The 17,966-nt window shown below is 68.0% G+C and carries 16 protein-coding genes and 1 pseudogene; all 17 read right to left on the minus strand.

Annotation, left to right across the window (positions count from 1 at the left end):
• Positions 1-376, minus strand: a pseudogene (locus ABD333_RS22260) (DNA-directed RNA polymerase subunit beta); the annotation flags it as partial.
• A gap of 402 nt (positions 377-778) precedes the next feature.
• The gene (locus ABD333_RS22265) at positions 779-2,398 is read right to left on the minus strand and encodes a hypothetical protein (RefSeq protein ID WP_344543765.1); all 1,620 of its coding nucleotides are present in this window, start codon (positions 2,396-2,398) and stop codon (positions 779-781) included.
• Positions 2,398-2,880, minus strand: a complete 483-nt coding sequence (locus ABD333_RS22270) for a hypothetical protein (RefSeq protein ID WP_344543767.1) — start codon at positions 2,878-2,880, stop codon at positions 2,398-2,400. The genes ABD333_RS22265 and ABD333_RS22270 overlap by 1 nt, the downstream gene beginning before the upstream one ends.
• A gap of 7 nt (positions 2,881-2,887) precedes the next feature.
• Positions 2,888-4,324, minus strand: a complete 1,437-nt coding sequence (locus tag ABD333_RS22275; RefSeq protein ID WP_344543769.1) for an MCE family protein — start codon at positions 4,322-4,324, stop codon at positions 2,888-2,890.
• The gene (locus ABD333_RS22280; protein ID WP_344543771.1) at positions 4,321-5,601 is read right to left on the minus strand and encodes an MCE family protein; all 1,281 of its coding nucleotides are present in this window, start codon (positions 5,599-5,601) and stop codon (positions 4,321-4,323) included. The genes ABD333_RS22275 and ABD333_RS22280 overlap by 4 nt, the downstream gene beginning before the upstream one ends.
• Positions 5,598-6,878, minus strand: coding sequence for an MCE family protein (locus tag ABD333_RS22285; RefSeq protein ID WP_344543773.1), 1,281 nt, complete (start codon positions 6,876-6,878; stop codon positions 5,598-5,600). Before ABD333_RS22285 ends, ABD333_RS22280 begins: the two co-directional genes overlap by 4 nt.
• Before the next feature lie 18 nt (positions 6,879-6,896).
• Complete coding sequence (locus tag ABD333_RS22290) at positions 6,897-7,991, minus strand: MCE family protein (RefSeq protein ID WP_344543775.1); 1,095 nt, start codon at positions 7,989-7,991, stop codon at positions 6,897-6,899.
• Positions 7,992-9,023, minus strand: a complete 1,032-nt coding sequence (locus ABD333_RS22295) for an MCE family protein (protein WP_344543776.1) — start codon at positions 9,021-9,023, stop codon at positions 7,992-7,994.
• A complete protein-coding gene (locus ABD333_RS22300) occupies positions 9,020-10,330 on the minus strand; it encodes an MCE family protein (protein WP_344543778.1) in 1,311 nt (436 codons plus the stop codon). Before ABD333_RS22300 ends, ABD333_RS22295 begins: the two co-directional genes overlap by 4 nt.
• 34 nt (positions 10,331-10,364) lie before the next feature.
• Positions 10,365-11,213: an MlaE family ABC transporter permease gene (locus tag ABD333_RS22305; RefSeq protein ID WP_344543779.1), complete on the minus strand. Its 849-nt coding sequence runs from the start codon at positions 11,211-11,213 to the stop codon at positions 10,365-10,367.
• The gene (locus tag ABD333_RS22310; RefSeq protein WP_425546927.1) at positions 11,213-12,067 is read right to left on the minus strand and encodes an MlaE family ABC transporter permease; all 855 of its coding nucleotides are present in this window, start codon (positions 12,065-12,067) and stop codon (positions 11,213-11,215) included. The genes ABD333_RS22305 and ABD333_RS22310 overlap by 1 nt, the downstream gene beginning before the upstream one ends.
• Positions 12,067-13,143 (minus strand): ABC transporter ATP-binding protein, encoded by a 1,077-nt coding sequence (locus ABD333_RS22315; protein ID WP_344543781.1) that lies wholly within the window; start codon positions 13,141-13,143, stop codon positions 12,067-12,069. The genes ABD333_RS22310 and ABD333_RS22315 overlap by 1 nt, the downstream gene beginning before the upstream one ends.
• 584 nt (positions 13,144-13,727) lie before the next feature.
• Positions 13,728-14,111 carry a 50S ribosomal protein L7/L12 gene (gene rplL / locus ABD333_RS22320; RefSeq protein ID WP_344543783.1) on the minus strand — a complete coding sequence of 128 codons (384 nt, stop codon included), beginning with the start codon at positions 14,109-14,111 and terminating at the stop codon, positions 13,728-13,730.
• A gap of 72 nt (positions 14,112-14,183) precedes the next feature.
• Positions 14,184-14,789: a 50S ribosomal protein L10 gene (rplJ, locus tag ABD333_RS22325; RefSeq protein ID WP_344543784.1), complete on the minus strand. Its 606-nt coding sequence runs from the start codon at positions 14,787-14,789 to the stop codon at positions 14,184-14,186.
• Positions 14,790-15,109: 320 nt separating this feature from the next.
• On the minus strand, positions 15,110-15,949 hold the full coding sequence (locus ABD333_RS22330; RefSeq protein ID WP_344543786.1) for an SCO4651 family lipoprotein: 840 nt from the start codon (positions 15,947-15,949) through the stop codon (positions 15,110-15,112).
• A gap of 167 nt (positions 15,950-16,116) precedes the next feature.
• Positions 16,117-16,965 carry an SCO4651 family lipoprotein gene (locus tag ABD333_RS22335; protein WP_344543787.1) on the minus strand — a complete coding sequence of 283 codons (849 nt, stop codon included), beginning with the start codon at positions 16,963-16,965 and terminating at the stop codon, positions 16,117-16,119.
• A gap of 229 nt (positions 16,966-17,194) precedes the next feature.
• Positions 17,195-17,911, minus strand: a complete 717-nt coding sequence (rplA, locus tag ABD333_RS22340; protein ID WP_344543789.1) for a 50S ribosomal protein L1 — start codon at positions 17,909-17,911, stop codon at positions 17,195-17,197.
• Positions 17,912-17,966 lie beyond the last annotated feature (55 nt).

The following is a 17,966-nucleotide window of genomic DNA, read 5'->3' on the forward strand; positions in this document are numbered from 1 at the left end:
TGTTGTTGATGAACTCCGCCGTGACGAACATCGGGGCGGAGTAGGTCATGTCCTTGTCCTTGCACTCCTCCACGGAGTACTTGGGCGGCTCGAACCGGTGATCGCGGAACGACAGGGACATCGTCCCTGAGAAGTCCTCGATGGGACTGATCTCTTCAAAGATCTCTTCGAGGCCCGACTGGGTCGGGACGCTCTTACTTCCGGCCTTCTGGGCCGCCTCGACCCGGGCCTTCCACCTCTCGTTGCCCAGCAGCCAGTCAAAAGAGTTGGTCTGCAGAGCAAGGAGGTCCGGGACTTCGAGCGGCTCCTTGATGCGCGCGAAGGAGACGCGGTTCGGACCGGTTGCGGTATTCGAGGCGTTGCGCGAGGCTGCCAAGAGTGGTCCTTCCGAGGGCTCGCGGCGTAACTGACGACACGCACGCCAGACGATCCAGGTGCGAGACTGGCTCAGAAGACCCCAAAACGGGCCCAGGCAGGGTTGCTCTCACACGAGGATAGTCAAAGGGCAGCGCAAAGGGGCAGTGTAGCCGACCACCACACCGCTCGCAACTCTAGCGCCGCAGTATGCATCACAGTTGCCTTGGAGCATCGCCCCTGAAGGCCCAAGAGTCAAGAGCGGACATGGACTTTTCGGGCTCTGACCTGCAGTGAGGAAGGCCATAGTTTAAGGTTCCTGCCCCTACTCGCTAGTAGACCCTGTAGAAGCCTGCCGAAACAGTCGAGCGACCACCCCTCGGAGGGTGATCGCTCGGCTGGATCGGGGCACGGACGGCGCGGGCTACGAGATCACCGTCAACTCGGAGGCGAGCCACTTGCCGTCGACCTTGAGCATGGTCATCTTCATGCGCAGCGACTCGGGGAGCTTCTTCTCCTTGTCGGTGTTCTTGGCCGTGGAACGGTTGGCGTAGACCAGCACGACGACCTTCTTCGGCGAGGCGTTGATCGCGCCCACCTTGAGGATGGTCGTCGTGGCCACGGCCTGCTGCGAGACCGCCGTCTGGCGAATCTGCTGGGTCAGCTTGTCGTAGTCGGTACGGAGCTTGCCGGTCGTCTGGGCCGAGGCACTCTTGAAGTCGTCCTCAAGCGTCCTGTAGTCGAACGACGACAGGTCCTGCGCCGCGCGCGAGGCCGCGAACGTGGCCTGCCGGGTCGCCTGCTCGGTCGCGCTCCGCTCCTGGACGTTCAGCCCCAGCGCCACCACGCCGGCGGACAGCGCCACGGCCAGCACCGCAAGCACAAGCGTCAGCACCGGCACCTTGGCACGCCGCTTCCGCCCAGACGCGTCCTTCTTCTTGAGAACGACCGGCTCGTCCCCGCCTGAATCGCCCTCAGAGTCATCCTCGGCGCCCGCTACAACGTCTGCGGCCTTGCCGTCCGCATCGTCCTCGGCCGCCTCAGAAGCCGTCTCAGCGCCCTCCGTACGGGACTTGCCCTTCCGCCCGAACCGAGACTTGCGGCCACCCTTGGCCACACCCCCGCCAGCAACACCCTTCTCCGAGCCACCAGACACCTCATCGGCATCCTCAGCCGCGTCCGCATCCGCCTCGCCAACACCACCGGCCTTCGCGCCGGCGTCGACCTTCGTGTCAGTGGCAACCTTGCCCGCGCTGTCGGCCTCGCCTACGTCGGCGGCATCATCCACGTCAGCGGCCTTGCCCGCGCCGGACGACTCGTCGGTATCGATCTCGGCGCCGGTGGCCACCTCGCTCAGGCTGTCGGCCTTCCCCGTGGCATCCGCCTGAGCCGTGCCTCCGACCTCGTCCACGTCGGCATCGGTCGCAGCCACATCCGCGTCGGACGACCCGGCCGCGCCGTTCTTGGCGGCAGAGGCCACCTCGCTCGCCCTGGCGATCTTGCCTGCATCGGCGGCCTTGCCCGTGCCGGACGGCTGGTCCGCGTCGATCTTGGCGCCGGTGGTCGCCTTGTCCGTGGCATCGGCCTGGTCCGCGCTGCCGACCTCCGCGTCGGCGGATTCGGTCGCAGCGACGGCTTCGGCCGCGCCAGCGGCCTTGCTCGCGCCAGCGGCCTTGCTCGCGCCGGCCGACCCGGTCGCAGCGGTCGCCTTAGCCGCATCGCCGCTGGCGGGCTGGTCCACGTCGGCATCGGTCGCAGCCACAGCCGCGTCGGACGACGCGGTCGCGCCGTTCTTGGCGGCGGTGGGCGCCTTGATCGCGTCGGCGGGCTTGCTGGCGGCGGGCGCGGGAGGGGCTTCGTTGGGGGCTTCGGCTTCGGCCATGGCGGCTTCGGCTTCGGCCTCGGCTGCTTCGGCGGCGGCCGCGGCTGCGGCGGCCTCCTGGGCGAGCCTGGCGGCCTCGCGGGCGCGCTCGGCGGCCTCTTCGGCCAGCTTCGCCCGGCGTTCCGCCTCCCGGGCCTTCTCGGCCGGGGTCGCTTTAGCCATTACGGGACCATCTCCAACTTCGACACCAGCCAGCGGTCACCGGACTTGGACAGATCCATCAGGTACCGGTAGGGCCTGGTCACGCCGCCGGGGACCTTGGGGTTGGTGACCATGCCGTTCAGGGAGACCATGACCTCGGCAGAGTCGCCGTCGATGGAGACGACGGCCGCGTCCACCTGGCTGACGGTGGACTTGGTCTGCGCCTTCGTCACCGAGTCGATGAAGACCTTGGACTGGGTCGCGAGCTGGTTCTTCAGGTCGCCGGTCGTGCCGGCGAGCATCCGGTCCAGGTCCTTCTGGGCACTGGCGTGGTCGACGGTCATGAGGTTGACGCCCATCTGGCGGGCGGCCTGGACGGCCTTGGCCCGCTGGTCGGCGTCGCTCTTCTTCTGCAGGACGAGCACGCCGACCCAGCCGACGGCCACGGCCAGCCCGATGACGAGCACGCCAAGGATCAGCGTCGTGAGCCTGGAGGTCTTCATCCGATCCTCACTGTGCCAACGGCCCTAGCAGGAGCCACTTCCACGAGGCCTCTTCTCCCAACTGACGGGATCCCGCGGTCGTGGGCAGGGCATAGCGCTTGCCGTCCGGCCCATAGACCGCGCCGGTCGCTGGATCGTACCCGGCGAGGTCCACTGACTTTGACGGGAACGGGATGAAGATCTGACTCGGGTCCGAGGCTGTGGCCTGGCCGTTCGTCCCGACCGAGGCGTGCTTCTGGTCGGCCTTCGCCTTCGTTCCGGTCGCGCCGCCCTCGGGAAAACCGGCGCCGTCGGTCGCGCCCGGCGGGAGCGCCGGAGGCTTCACCTCCGCCGAGCGGGGCACGTTCCGGGAGCCGCGGACGTCGGTGGGCGAGTTGTTCGGCAGCTTGCAGCCCACGTCCAGGCGCGGTTTCTTGGGCTTGGTGTCGTGCGGCCAGCGGCGCTGGACCTTCTCGTAGCCCCGGACGCACGGCGGCGGCGAGTCGATGTTGAGCGCCAGGCCCATGTGGTGGGTGCCGTCGCCCGGCATGACCGTGAAGTTGCCGGCGACCGCCACCGGATAGAGGATGAACAGCGAGCGCAGCCCGGCCTGGCGAGAGGTGATCACCTGACCTGTGGTGGTCAGGTTCGCGAGGAGGACGGGGAGCGTCGGGGAGAGGTCGTCGATCGTCTTGTCGATCTGGTCGACGGCGCCGGGGGTGGCGTCGATCGTGGCCCGCAGCGCGGGGTCGTCCCGGCGGATCTGCGTGGTCAGCTCGTTCAGGTTGCGGGCGAAGCCCTTGATGTCGGCGCCGTGCGAGCGCTGGGTGTTGAGCACGGTCCGGCTGTTGTCGAGCAGCTGCTTGGTGTCGGGGTAGGCCGCCTCGGCGGTCTTCAGCAGCCGGTCGGTGTCGTCGAGGATCTTCTGCAGGTCCGTGCCGGAACCGGCGAACGCCTTGTCCAGCTCGTCCACGATGGTGCCGAGGTCCTTCGGGTCCACCGACTCCACGAGAGCGTTGACGTTGCGCAGCAGCTCCGCGGTCGACACCGGCAGCCGGGTGAGCTGCCGCGGGATCGTGTACGGGTCGCCCTCGTCGAGGTAGGGCCCGGTGTTCTTGCTCGGCTGCAGGTCGATGTACTGCTCGCCGACCGCGGAACGGTTGGCGACGACGGCCGAGGTGCCGTCGCGCGGGATGCGCTTGCCGCGCTCCAGCTGGAGCTTGACCTTGATGCCGTCCTTGGTGAGCTGGATCGGGCCGACCCGGCCGACGGCCACGCCGCGGTAGGTGACCTCGGCGTTGGTGAAGACGCCGCCGGAGTCGCTGAGGTCGACGTACGCGGTGTACTGGCGGCCCAGCAGGCTGGCGCCGATCTTGAGGTAGTTCACCGCGACGATGCTGACGCCGAGGATCGTGACGATCGCGAACGCGACCAGCTGGATCTTGACGCCTCGTTTGAGGATCACGAGAGGCCCCCCGTCATCAACGCCTCCAGATCGGACGTGCCCATCGAACGGGGCTTTCCGCTCGGCTTCCCGCCGTTCGGCGCGGGAAGGCCGGGCAGGCTCCCGCCGGAGGTGTCACCCGGCATGTTGGGCAGGACGCCCAGCGGCGTCTGCGGGAGCGTCAGGTTGGGGACCTGCAGGAGGCTGCGCATGCCCTGGCCGCTGCTGAGCAGCCCCTCCAGGTCGGTGCCGCCGAGCAGGTTGCGGGCCAGGCTCTCCATGTCGAGGTCGACCGTGAGCCGCACGTTGCCGAAGTCGCCCTTGACCACGTTGCCGAACGTGGTCGAGAACGGGAAGGCCAGCATGGCCTCCAGGGTCTTGGGCAGCGTGTCGCCGGACTTGTTGAGGTTGCGCAGGACCTTGTCGACGTCGCGCAGGTTGGCCAGCAGGTCGTCCTGGGACGCCTTGATCACGCCGGTGGTCCGGCGGCTCAGCTTGTCCAGGGACACGAGCATCTTGGTGAGGTCGGCGCGGTTGCGGTTGAGGATGTCGACCGCCGGCCCGGCCTTCTCGATGGTGTCGGCGATCGTCGCGCGCTCGGCCGACAGCTTGCCGGTCAGGCGGTCGATGCTGTCGATCGCGCGCACGATCGAGCCGCGGTTGCGGTCGAGCGTGCCCACGAACGTGTCGACCCGGTGCAGGACCGATTTGATCGTCGCCTCGCGCCCGCCCATGGCGGCGCTCAGCTCATGGGTGATCGTCGAGACCTGTTCCAGCCCGCCGCCGTTGAGCAGCAGCGACATCGCCGACAGCACCTCTTCGATCTCGGTGCTGCGGGTCGTCCTGGCCAGCGGGATCAGGTCGTTGTTGCCCAGCTGCCCGGTCGGCGCCTCGGGCCGCGGCGGCGACGAGAGCGCCACGAACTTCTCACCCAGCAGGCTCGTCTGGCCGATGGTCGCCACGGAGTTGTCGGGCAGCCTGGTGTCCCGGCGGATCTTCACGGTGACCACCGCGCGCCAGCCGCCCTGGCCGCCCGGCACGCCGAGGGCCGCGTTGCCGTCCCGGCCCGCGAGATCGATCTTCTGGACCTTGCCCACCGAGACGTCGTTGACCTTGACCACCGACTGCGGCACCAGGTCGAGCACGTTCTGGAACTCGATCTTGACCGTGAGCGGGTTGTCGCCCACGTCCGGGCCGCCCGGCAGCGGGATCGAGTCCACGCCACGGAACGAGCAGCCCGACAGGGCCGCCGCTCCGGCGAGGGCCGCCGCGCCGAGCCTGATGTAGCGCCGCCTCATTCGCCACCTCCCGGCAGCAGACCGTTGATGCCCTGCGGCTGGTGGCTGTTCTGGCCACCGGTCCTGGTCTGCTGGTTCTTGGTCTTGGTGCCCCTGGTGCCCGGGCCCTCACCCGGCGGGTAGGCGTCCGGCGGGATCGGCACGGGGTCGTAGTGCGTGGTCAGCGCGGTGATCCAGGACAGGTCCAGGCTCAGCCCGGTCAGCGCCTTGCCGATGCCGTTGTACGGGCGGACGAAGTCCAGGCACTGCTTGGCCGGGGTGCCGACCGAGTACGCCAGCGAGCAGATCCAGTCGGCCAGGTCGTGGAACTGGCGCAGGTCGGCGCGCTGGTGGATGGTGCCGCTGATCGGGTCGTACGCCCGTGCCGTGTTGTTGATCGCCAGCGGCGCGGCCGTCAGCGCCTCGGCGAGGGCGTCCTTCTGCTTGACCAGCGTGCCGGTGATCTGGGCGAGCTGGCGGACGTTCTTCGACACCTCGCCGCGGTTGTCCTTGACGAAGCGCTGGACGTTGCGCAGTGTCGGGCCGAGGGTCTGCAGCGCGGCGCTGAGCTCCTCCTTCTCCCCCGCCAGCTGCCCGGACACCCCGTTGAGGTGGCCGGTGAACTGCCGGATCTGCGCGTCGTTGGCCTTCATCGCGCCGGTGATGACGCGCAGGTTCTCGATCGTCTTGGCGACGTCCTCACGGTCGGCGCTGAGCGTGCTGAGCGCCTTGGAGGTGTCGCTGATCGTCTGGCGGATGTCGGTGCCCTGGCCTTCGAGGGTGTCGGCGCCGACCTGCAGCAGCCGGGACAGCGAGCCCTCCTGGCCGTTCGGGCCGGGCTTGTTGGCGCCCTCGGGCCCGAGGGCCTTGTTGAGGTCGTTCAGGCTGGTGCCGATCTCGTCGACCTCGACCGGCACCTTGGTGCGGTTGACGGTCAGGGTCGACTTGTCCGGCATGACCGGCCCGCCCTTGTAGACGGGGTACAGCTGGACGTAGCGGTCGGCGACGAGCGTCTGGTTGATGATCGCGGCCTCGGCGTTGGCGGGCACCTTGTACTTGGCGTCGTACTTCAGCTCGACCTTGACCGAGTCGCCGACCGGGGTCACCTTCTCGACCCGGCCGACCTTGATGCCGAGGATGCGCACCTCGGCGCCCTTGTAAAGGCCGACGGTCTTGGTGAAGTACGCCGTCATGTGCCGCTGCTCCGGCTCCCGCATGACGAGCGCGAGCGCTGCCACCAGCACCGCGACGGCGAGGATGACGCCGCCGAGCCGGAGGATGGTTCCTGAATTACGCACGGATACCTGCCTGCTCGCTCACGGGAGGAAGGGCAGCGGATTGCCCTTGTCGTTGCCGTTCTGACCGCCGTTCTGACCGCCCTGCGTCCCGTTCTGGCCACCGTTCTGGTTCGGGCCGCGGTTTCCGGCGCCGCCGTTCTGCTTCGGCGGGTCCTGGATGTGGGCGGGGATCGGGATCAGGTTCTGGAGCCAGGCGTCGAACCAGCGGCCGTTACCGGTGACCTCGGCGAACTGCCGCGAGAACGGGGCGAACAGCTCGATCGTGCGGTCCAGGTTCCGCTGGTTCTTCAGCAGGACCTCGGTGACGCCGGAGAGGTTCTTCAGCATCGGCTTCAGCTGCCCCTCGTTCTCCTTGATCAGCGCGTTGATCTGCTGGGACAGGGTGACCGTGTTGACCAGCAGCTGGTGGATGACGGCACGCCTGGCCCGCACGGCCTGCAGAATCTTGTCGCCGTCCTGGATCAGCCTGGTGAAGTCCTGGTTGCGGTCGGCCAGCAGCTGCGACACGTTCTTCGCCCGCCCGGCCAGCTCGTGCAGCTCCTCGTCGCGGGAGGCGATGGTGCTCGACAACCTCCGCAGCCCCTTGAGCGAGGCGCGGATCTCGTCCGGCGAGTTCTGGAACGTGTCGGACAGGACGTCGAACGACTTCGCGACCTGCTGGTAGTCGATCTTCTGGAGCCGCTCGCTCAGCTGGCTGATCGCCGGGACCACCTCGAACGGGGTCGCGGTCCGGTCCAGCGGGATCTGCCTGGACAGCCGGCCGCCGCCGCGCGGGTCGAGCGACAGGTAGTGCGCGCCCAGCACGGTCTTGATCTTGATCTCGGCGCGGGTGAGATCGCCCAGCTTCACGTCGTTGTCGACCCGGAAGGTGACCTTGACGTGGTCGCCGTCGAGGTCGGTCGCGGTGACCTTGCCGACCTTGACGCCGGCGATCCGCACCTCCTCGTTCGGCTTGAGCCCGGCGGCTTCGGCGAACGCCGCGGTGTGCGTGCGCTGCCCGGAGATGAACGGGATGCTGCCGAGGTTCATCGCGAGCACCAGCACGACGATGATGATGGCGAAGCCGCCAAGCGCGATGGGGACCGGGTTGCGCTCCCGGAAGGGGATCCTCATCTACTTGCACCTCGCGTTGTCGTTCACGATCGCCGGTGTCTGGTAGACCGGGCCGCCCGGCAGCCGCACCTTGGCGTCGAGACCGCAGATGTACATGTTGAACCAGCCGCCGTACGAGGAGATGTTGACCAGGTCCTCCAGGCGGCCCGGGGTCCGCTTGAGGGCCAGGTCGAGCTTGTCGTCGTGGCGGTTCAGCGTCGCGGCCAGCGTCCGCAGGCCCGCGATGTCGTTCTTGAGGCCCGGCCGTGCCTCCGCGAGCAGGCCGGCGGTCGTGCCGGACAGGTCGTTCAGCGCCGCGACCGAGTCGAAGATCGCCTTGCGGTCGTCGGCCACCCCGCTGACGAAGCCGCGCAGGTCGCCGATCAGCCGGTTGACCTCGCCGTGGCGCTGGTCGATGGTGCCCAGCACGCTGTTGAGGTTGTCGATGACCTGGCCGATGACCCGGTCGCGGTTGGCCAGCGTGTTGGTCAGCGACGCCACGTGCGACAGCAGGCTGTTGACCGTGCCGGCCTCGCCCTGCAGGGTCTGGACGATCTGGAACGCCAGCTTGTTGACGTCGTCGGGCTCCAGGGCCTTGAACAGCGGCTTGAACCCGTTGAACAGGACGGTCAGGTCCAGCGCCGCCTTGGTCTGCGTGATCGGGATCGTGCCGCCGGGCCGCAGGTAGTCGTTGGCCGCGCCCGGTCCCTCGCTCAGCGCCACGTACCGCTGGCCCATCAGGTTGCGGTAGCGCACCTGCACCTGCGTGGACGTGGGGATGCCCGCCTCGAACACGCCGGACTTCTGGACGCTGAAGGTGACCTCGGCCTTGGTGCCCTGGTGCAGCTTGATCTTCTCGACCTGGCCCACCCGGACGCCGGCCACGCGGACGTCGTCCTTCTCCAGCAGCCCGGCCACGTCGGTGAAGATGGCCTTGTAGCTGCGGGTGTCGCCGAACCGCACGTTGGAGATGGTCATCGCGAGCACGCCGGTGACCAGCGAGGTCAGGACGACGAAGATGCCGAGCTTGATCGCGGCGCTCGTGGTCTTCATTTGACCGTCACCACCGATCCCTGCAGGAGCGGACCGAACAGCAGCTCCGCCACATCCGAGACCTCATCCGCCGGCGTCCGTGTCATCGGGCCGACGATGTTCTTGAGCTTTTCCTTGTCGGTCATGGAACCCGGGTCGACGAAGACCCCCGAGGTCGCCCGGCCGCGGGTGCCGGCGTTGGTGGGGGCGTTGGGCGGATCGGGGTTCTTCCACCAGAGGTCGTCCTCGGTGCCGTCCAGCGCGAGGTAGTCGGGGAAGGGCACCTTGGGGTTGGGCATGTTGTAGCAGCGCGGGCCGCGCTGGTCCCTGGGGTCGGGCAGGTCGAGCGGGTACTTGTACGCCGGCCGCGGCTTGACGATCTCGATCGTCAGGTTGTAGGTCGGCGAGCCCTTGCCGCCGGCGACCCGCTCGTTCTCGGCCTGCAGCTTGCTCATGCCCGCGACCGTGCAGGGGAACGACGGCGAGTAGCGGGCGAACAGCGCGAGCCCGGCGCGGTTCGCGACGTTCACGCCGATGATCTTGGGACCGTTCACCTGCATGAACCGGTCGCCCTTCTCGGCCGTCCCGGTGACCATGGGGATGATGTCCTCGATCGTGGCGCGCTTGTCGGCGATCGTCTTGTTGGTGACGTTGAGGTTGCGCAACGTCTGCAGCAGGTCCGGCGCGGCGGCGCTGTAGACGTCGGCGGTGTCGGCCAGCGCGTCCAGGTCGTACACCAGCGTCGGCAGCTCGGGATTGATCTTCTTCAGCAGCGAGTCGACCTGCTCCAGGTTGCGGCCGAGCTGGTCGCCGCGGCCCTGGAGCGCCGTCGACAGCGCGTTCAGGGTGGCGTTCAGCTTCTCGGGCCGCACCGCCTGCAGCAGCGGCAGCAGGTTTCCGAGCACCTTGTCGATCTCGACCGCGATCTGCGTCCGGTCCTGCTGGATCGTCTGGCCCTTGCGCAGCCCGAGCGGGCCGGCCTCGGCCGGGATAACCAGGTCGACGTACTTCTCGCCGAACAGCGTCTTGGGGATCAGGCGGGCCTGGACGTTGTTGGGGATCAGCTTGGCCTTGTCCGGGTCGAGCGCCAGGTCCAGCACGGCGCCGTCGGCGGACGCCTTCGTCCCCCGGACCTCGCCCACGATCAGGCCGCGGACCTTCACGTCCGAGCGCGGCAGCAGCTGAAGCCCCGCGCGTTCGGCGTCGACCTTCACCTTCACCACCGGTGTGAGCGCCTTGTTGAACAAGGCGACGGTCAACACCAGGAGCAGCGCGATAACGACGACCATGGACAGGCCCAGCAGCTGGTAGCGCACGCGCTGGGACATGCCATTCGGGCTCACGGAATGGGTCATCGAGCAGTCACCCCGCAATCCGTACGGTCGTGGTGGCTCCCCAGATCGCCATGCCCATCAGCAGGTCGGCCACGTTGATGACGACGATGCTGGTGCGCACCGCACGGCCCACCGCGACGCCGACGCCCGCGGGGCCGCCGCTGGCGTTGTAGCCGTAGTAGCAATGGATGAGCATCACGAGCATCGCGAAGACGATTACTTTGCCAAATGACCACAAGATGTCATAGGGCGGAAGGAATAGATTGAAGTAGTGCTCATACGTACCGGTCGACTGCTCGTAGAAGAGCGTGACGACCAGCCGGGTGGCGCCGTACGAGGCCAGCAGGCCCACGATGTAGAGGGGGATCACCGCGAGCATCCCGGCGATGAGGCGGGTCGTCACCAGGAACGGCATCGACGGAACCGCCATGACCTCCAGCGCGTCGATCTCGTCGGAGATCCGCATCGCGCCGAGCTGGGCGGTGAAGCCACAGCCGACCGTCGCCGACAGCGCCAGCGCCGACACCAGCGGCGCGATCTCGCGCGTGTTGAAGTACGACGCCACGAACCCGGTGAACGCGGCCGTGCCGATCTGGTTCAGGGAGTTGTAGCCCTGCAGGCCGACCTGGCTGCCGGTGAAGAACGTCATGAAGCCGACGATCACCACCGAGCCGCCGATGACCGCCAGGCCGCCCGTGCCGAGGCTCACCTCGGCGAGCAGCCGCAGCACCTCGGTGCGGTACCGGCGCAGGACACGGAAGAACCAGGCGAACGCCCGGGCGTAGAACGACAGCTGGTGACCGAAGTCCTCCAGACGGTCGAGAGGGGCGTTGAGCGCCTTGGTGGCGGCCTTCCCCGACTTTCCAGGGGCAGCCATCACATGCCCTTCTGCGGGATGAACTGGAAGTACAGGGCGGAGATCACGAAGTTCTCCAGGAAGAGCAGCATGAACGTGATGACGACGGTCTGGTTGACCGCGTCGCCCACGCCCTTCGGCCCGCCCTTGGCGTTCAGGCCCTTGTAGGCGGCGACGAGGCCCGCCGTGATGCCGAAGACGAACGCCTTGAACTCGGCCTGCAACAGGTCGGGCAGCTGCGCGATCGCGTTGAACGACGCCAGGTAGGCGCCGGGCGTGCCGTCCTGCAGCATGACGTTGAAGACGTAGCCGCCGATCAGCCCGACCACCGAGACCAGGCCGTTCAGGAACAGCGCCACGAAGGCGCAGGCGAGCATGCGGGGCACGACGAGGCGGTGCAGGGGGTTGATCCCCAGCACCTCCATCGCGTCGATCTCTTCACGGATCTTGCGTGAGCCGATGTCGGCGCACATGGCCGAACCCGCGGCGCCCGCGACCAGCAGCGAGGTGACCAGCGGGCTGGCCTCGCGGACGATCGCGACCACCGCGGTCGCGCCGGTGAACGACTGCGCGCCGAGCTGCCGGATGAGGCCGCCCACCTGCAGCGACAGAATGCCGCCGAACGGGATGGCGACCAGCATCGTCGGCACCACGGTCACGCTGACGATGAACCAGGCCTGCTGCACGAACTCGCGCCACTGGAACGGCCACTGGAACATCGCGCGGAAGGTGTCCAGACACAACGCGAAGAAGCGTCCGGGTTCCCTGATCGCGACGTTGGTGGCGCCGTCCCCGATTTTCTGGAGCGTGCCGGAAGAGCCCCTGCCCTTCTTGGTGCCCTCTCGCTGGTCCGCGCCGATACCAGGAGTTGACATCAGTACCTTGCTCCCGGGGGCTGCTGCTGGCCGGCGACCTGCTGATCTCCGATCTGCGGGCCGCCGATCTGGTGGCCGCCGACCGGGCTGCTCATGGCCGCGACGTACCGCGGCCACTCCTCGACCCAGTTACGCCCGAGTTCGTCGATGAACGACCCGGGCGGCGGCGTGACGCCGTGCGCGGCGCACCAGGCGCCGGGCGCGTGCTGCGCGGGACGGATGCGCCCGGTGGTGGGCATCTGCTGTGGCGGGATGGGGGGCAGCTTGCCGACGTCCATGCCCATCTTGGCCTCGGCCTCCAGCTCGGAGACGTCCTTCTCCTCCGACATGCCGATGGGGCCGACGCGGCGAGCGTTGAGGAACTGCCGGACGACCGGCTCCTCACTCGACAGCAGCATCTCGCGCGGGCCGAACATCACGAGCTCGCGACGGAAGAGCAGGCCGATGTTGTCCGGCACCGTGCGGGCCGTGTTGATGTCGTGGGTGACGATGAGGAACGTCTGGTTGAGCTCGGCGTTCAGATCGATCATCGTCTGGTTCAGATAGGCCGTGCGGACCGGGTCCAGGCCGGAGTCCGGCTCGTCGACCAGCAGGATCTCGGGGTCGAGCACGAGGGCGCGGGCCAGGCCCGCGCGCTTCTTCATGCCGCCGGAGATCTCACCGGGGAGCTTGCCCTCGGCGCCGAGCAGGCCGACCAGCTCCAGCTTCTCCATGACGATGCGCTTGACCTCGGACTCGGACTTCTTCGTGTGCTCGCGCAGCGGGAACGCCACGTTGTCGAAGATGTTCATCGAGCCGAAGAGGGCGCCGTCCTGGAAGAGGACGCCGAACAGCTTGCGGGTCTCGTAGAGCTGGCTCTCGGGCAGGTAGGGCAGGTCGCGGTCACCGACCCAGATGTGACCTCGGTTGGGCTTGAGCAGCCCGACCAGGGACTTCAGGAAGACGGATTTGCCCGTGCCCGAGGGCCCCAGGAGAACGGAGATCTCTCCTGCGGGAAGCGTTAGCGACACGTCCTGCCAGATGGTCTGGCTGCCGAAGGCCTTCGTCAGCCCTTCGACGCGAATCTCGACGCCCACTCGTCACCTTTCGTCCAGGCCGGGGAATCCGGAACCCAATGATCGAGTAGCGAACCCAGGGTGTGACGCCGCTCTTGCCCGCGGGGGACGGGGGTGGGGTGGCGGCGAGCTGGAGTTCACGGTGAAGTTGTCGTCACATCTTGTGTCCGCCCCGTTGCTACCGCTCGGTAGCTGTGGCGGGTGCCACTACGTTAGCGGCGATCTGTCGAAATGGAAGGGGTTCAGCCCCAGATCAGCGGCAAAATGCGACGTTGTAAGACAATCGTTACTTACGACGCTGCGAGACTACTGGTCCAACAAGAAGCACCTCAACCGGGGTGTGGCGGTTGCGGCCGGGTGTGGCCGGACTGCGGTGCCGTACTCGGTAGTGGGTGACGCTACGGGCCGTGCGAGGACGCCCACAACTAGCTCTCCAAAGTGAGTTCGAGCGGGTTTTTGTCACGTTCGGACAAGTTCGGGCGTTCCGAACAACCCTCCGGACACCGCCCGATACGAGCCGCCAACGCGAAGAGGCGGCCACCCCATCGGGGTGACCGCCTCTTGGAGAGCGTGGAGCCGTCGCGGCTCCGGAGCTCGGAGAGGCCTTACTTGACGGTGACCGTCGCGCCGGCCTTCTCCAGGGCCTCCTTGGCCTTGTCGGCCGCTTCCTTGTTGACCTTCTCCAGCAGCGGCTTGGGCGCGCCGTCGACCAGGTCCTTGGCCTCCTTGAGGCCGAGGCTCGTGAGACCACGGACCTCCTTGATGACCTGGATCTTCTTGTCGCCGGCGGCCTCGAGGATGACGTCGAACTCGTCCTTGACCTCGGCCTCCTCGACCGGGGCGGCCGGGCCGGCGGCGGCGACGGCGGCGACCGGGGCGGCGGCCTTGACGTCGAAGACTTCCTCGAACTGCTTCACGAACTCCGACAGCTCAAGGAGGGTCATCTCCTTGAAAGCGTCGAGCAGCTCGTCCTGGCTGAGCTTCGCCATGATGTGTTCCTCCGCTATGGCTTAAAACGTGGGGTCTTACGTGGACCGCGGGGTCCTGGTCCGGGTGGACCGTTACTCGGCGGGCGCCTCGTCGGCAGCGGCCTCGGTGGCCGGGGCGTCGTCGGCGGGAGCCGCGGCCGGAGCCTCGGCGGTCTCGCCGGCGGCCTCGCGCTTGGCGCGGAGCGCCTCGGCGAGCTGGGCCGTCTGCGTCGGCAGGGCGGCGAAGACGGCGGCGGCCTTGGCCATGTTGCCCTTCATCGCCCCCGCGAGCTTCGCGAGGAGCACCTCGCGCGACTCGAGGTCTGCGAGCTTGGCGACCTCGGCGGCGTCCATCGACTTGCCGTCGATGTAGCCACCCTTGATCACCAGGTGCTCGTTGGCCTTGGCGAAGTCACGCAGCCCCTTGGCGGCCTCGACCACGTCACCGTTGACGAAGGCGATGGCCGACGGGCCTTCGAGCAGCGACTTGAACTGCTCGTCCAGCCCGGCGCCGTCAGCGGCGATCTTGGTCAGCGTGTTCTTCACCACGGCGAACTTCGCGTTCTCGCCGAGGTTGGAGCGCAGCTCCTTGAGCTGCGCCACCGTGAGCCCGCGGTACTCGGTCAGCACGGCGCCGTTGGAGCTCTCGAACGCGGTCTTGAGCTCGGCGATCGCCGCAGCCTTTTCGGCCTTTGCCATGGGCCTCCTTCCGATTACCTGGGTGGAAGCCGCCGGGGCGAGAGGCTTGAAGAAACAGCGAACGCCCCGGCGTAGGCGCACGGGGCGTCGGGCACGACGCGGAGGTCATGCGGGAAGCTCTCGTCTCACCTACGCGGGCCGCCCGAATGAATCGGGTCCTTCGGTCACCGTGAGGTGACGACCGGCGGTCTTCGGCAATGAACAGAGTACGCGGTCGATCCGCCCGTCACCAAATCGGGACCGCGCCCGTGCGGACGCGGTCCCGTGGAGCCGGAGGCCAGGAGGCCCGGACGCCCAGGTCCGTGCGTCCGGGCGGACGATCAGTTGCCGCCGAGGCCGGGCAGCTTGACCGCGCCGACCTCGGAGGCCGGGGGCGCGGACACCTCGACCGGCTTGCCGTAGTCGCTGAAGAGCATCGTGGTGTTCACGGCGCCCATGCCGGTCTCCACCGTGGTGATGATCTTGCGCGGGAGCGAGTCGTCGCTGACCCAGAGGTCGAAGCCGATCGTCTGGGTGCCGAGCTGCTGGTAGGCCTTCTCCATCTTCTGGCGGGTCTGGGCGTCGAGCTTGCCGAGCGCCTCCGACAGCGCGACCGTGCCCGTGTAGTGCTTGGTCTGAACGCCGCCCACGTTCTCGGTGCCGACCTCGCGGACGTTCTTGGAGCCGGTGAACAGCTTGGTCTGCTCGGCCGGGTTCTGGCGCTGCGCCTGCTGGAGGAGCTCGCCGTAGTTGCCGCCCAGGCCGGACAGGGACATCCGCCCCCACGGCTTGCCGCCGTTCTGCGCCGCCAGGCCCGGCATCCTCATGTACATGGCGTCGCCGACGAGCCGCATCTCCATGCCGCCGCCGGGCATCGACCGGCCGCCCACGGTCGCCGAGTCGATGTTGAGCGTCATGGCCAGCGTCGGCCGCAGCCGCGCCTGCATGACCATGTGCATCTTCATGGCGCCCTGCGACAGCTTGCTGTCGACGGTCATGTCCGCCTTGTAGGTGTCGGCCTGGCCGGTCCTCTCCGCGGCCTTGCCGATCACCTGCGCGGCACTGAGCTGGAGCTTGTTGCCGGTCTCGCCCGCCTTGTCCTTGGCCGCTCCAAGACAGCCGGTGAGCGACAGGGCGAGGCCGGTGGCCACCGCCGTGCCCGCTGCGAAGCGACGAATCATCTGATCTCCTCTGTGGTCGGCCGAAGTCGCCCGGGCGGCGACGACCGGACGGCAATGTTAGACGCCGGGAGGGACGGACGGGTTCAAACATGCATGAAGGGCCGATGACGTACGAGTACGTCATGGCCCTTCATGGCGGTCATGTCCCCTGGTTGGCCAGTTGGCGTCTAGTTGCCGCCTCCCAGCAGCCCGTTGAGGGACAGCTCACCGGTCTGGTCCGCGGGCGGCGGGTTGACCCGGACCGACTTGCCGTAGTCGCTGTAGAGCACGGTCACGGTGCCGGAGTCCTGACCGGAACCGCCCTTGGACTCCAGCTTGCGCGGCAGCCCGTCCTTGTCCGTCCACAGATCAAAGTTGATCTTCTCGTTGGCGGCGCCCTTGGGGAACCAGTTCTGCACCTTCTGGCGCGCCTGCGCGTCGAGCCGGTTGAGCGCGTCCTGCACGGTCACCGTGCCGGTGTAGTGCGTGGTCCGGACACCGTCGACGCTCTCCTGGCCGACCCGGCGCACGTCCTTCGACGCGGTGAACATCTTGGTCTGCTCGGCCGGGCTGACCTTCTCGACCTGGTCGATGAGGCTCTTGACGTCGAAGCCGGTGGTCTGGCCCAGCTTGTTGACGTCGACCTTCACCCAGGGCTTGCCGTTCGCGACGAACCTGGCCAGCTGCGGCACCTTGGCGTAGAGGGTGTCGCCGGTGAAGATGGCCTGCCCCTTGATGCCCGGCACGGCCTGGCCGCCGCGGCTGACCTCATCGAGCTGGGCGCTGAACGTCAGCGTCGGCTTGAGGCGGAACTGCCCGGTGGCGTGGACCTTCCCGCCGCCGTTCTCGGTCACGGTCAGATCGGCCTTGAACGTGTCGGCCTGGCCGGTCTTGTCCGACGTCCGTGTCAGCGCCTGGGCGGCGGTGAGCTTCATGTTGTCGGTGTTGGCGCCATTGTCGGCTCCGTTGCATCCGGAGACGAGCAGCGCGGCACCCACGGCGGTGCCGCCGGCCACCACGGCGAATCGGCGCTTCATGAGGAATGAGCCTCCTTCGTTGCCCTGCCCGATGAGCTCCAGTCTCGTCCGGCGTGCTCCGGGCCACATCCCCCGCTAGTACCAATAGAACCCGGCGTGGTACGACCCCGGACGTACCCCCAGAAGCTCCATCCGGACAGCGGAAGGGGCGCTCCCGGCCGGGAGCGCCCCTCTGTCACTTCGTGATCAGACCATGGGTCCGAAGGCCGTGGATCGGGCCATCAGGCGATCAGGCCTCGTCGAGCTCCGCGGTCAGGTTGCGGACCGCGTTCGGGTCCATCGGGACGCTCGGGCCCATCGAGGTGGTGATGACGGCCTTCTTCACGTACCGGCCCTTGGCGGCCGACGGCTTGAGACGCTGGATCTCGTCGACCGCGGCGGCGTAGTTCTCCACCAGCTGGCGCTGGCTGAAGGACGCCTTGCCGATGATGAAGTGCAGGTTCGCGTGCCGGTCGACCCGGAACTCGATCTTGCCGCCCTTGATGTCGGACACGGCCTTGGCCACGTCCATGGTGACGGTGCCGGTCTTCGGGTTGGGCATCAGGCCACGCGGACCGAGCACGCGGCCCAGGCGGCCGACCTTGCCCATCTGGTCCGGGGTGGCGACGACGGCGTCGAAGTCCAGGAAACCGCCCTGGATCCGCTCGATCATGTCGTCCGAGCCGACGAGGTCGGCGCCGGCCTCACGGGCCTCGTCCGCCTTGGCGCCACCGGCGAAGACCAGCACGCGGGCGGTCTTACCGGTGCCGTGCGGCAGGTTGACGGTGCCGCGCACCATCTGGTCGGCCTTGCGGGGGTCGACGCCCAGCCGCATCGCGACCTCGACGGTCGCGTCGAACTTGGTGACCGAGGTCTCCTTGGCGAGCGCGACGGCCTCGGCCGGGCTGTAGAGCCGGTCCCGGTCGATCTTGTCGGCCGCGTTGCGGTAGCCCTTGCTGTGCTTCATGACTTGCTCCTTGGTGGTAGAGCGGGCCGCGGCGCGCGACCCTCCCACGTCCGCA

This window comes from Actinomadura fulvescens, from assembly GCF_039533225.1.
In the GTDB taxonomy this organism is placed as follows: Bacteria; Actinomycetota; Actinomycetes; order Streptosporangiales; family Streptosporangiaceae; genus Spirillospora; species Spirillospora fulvescens.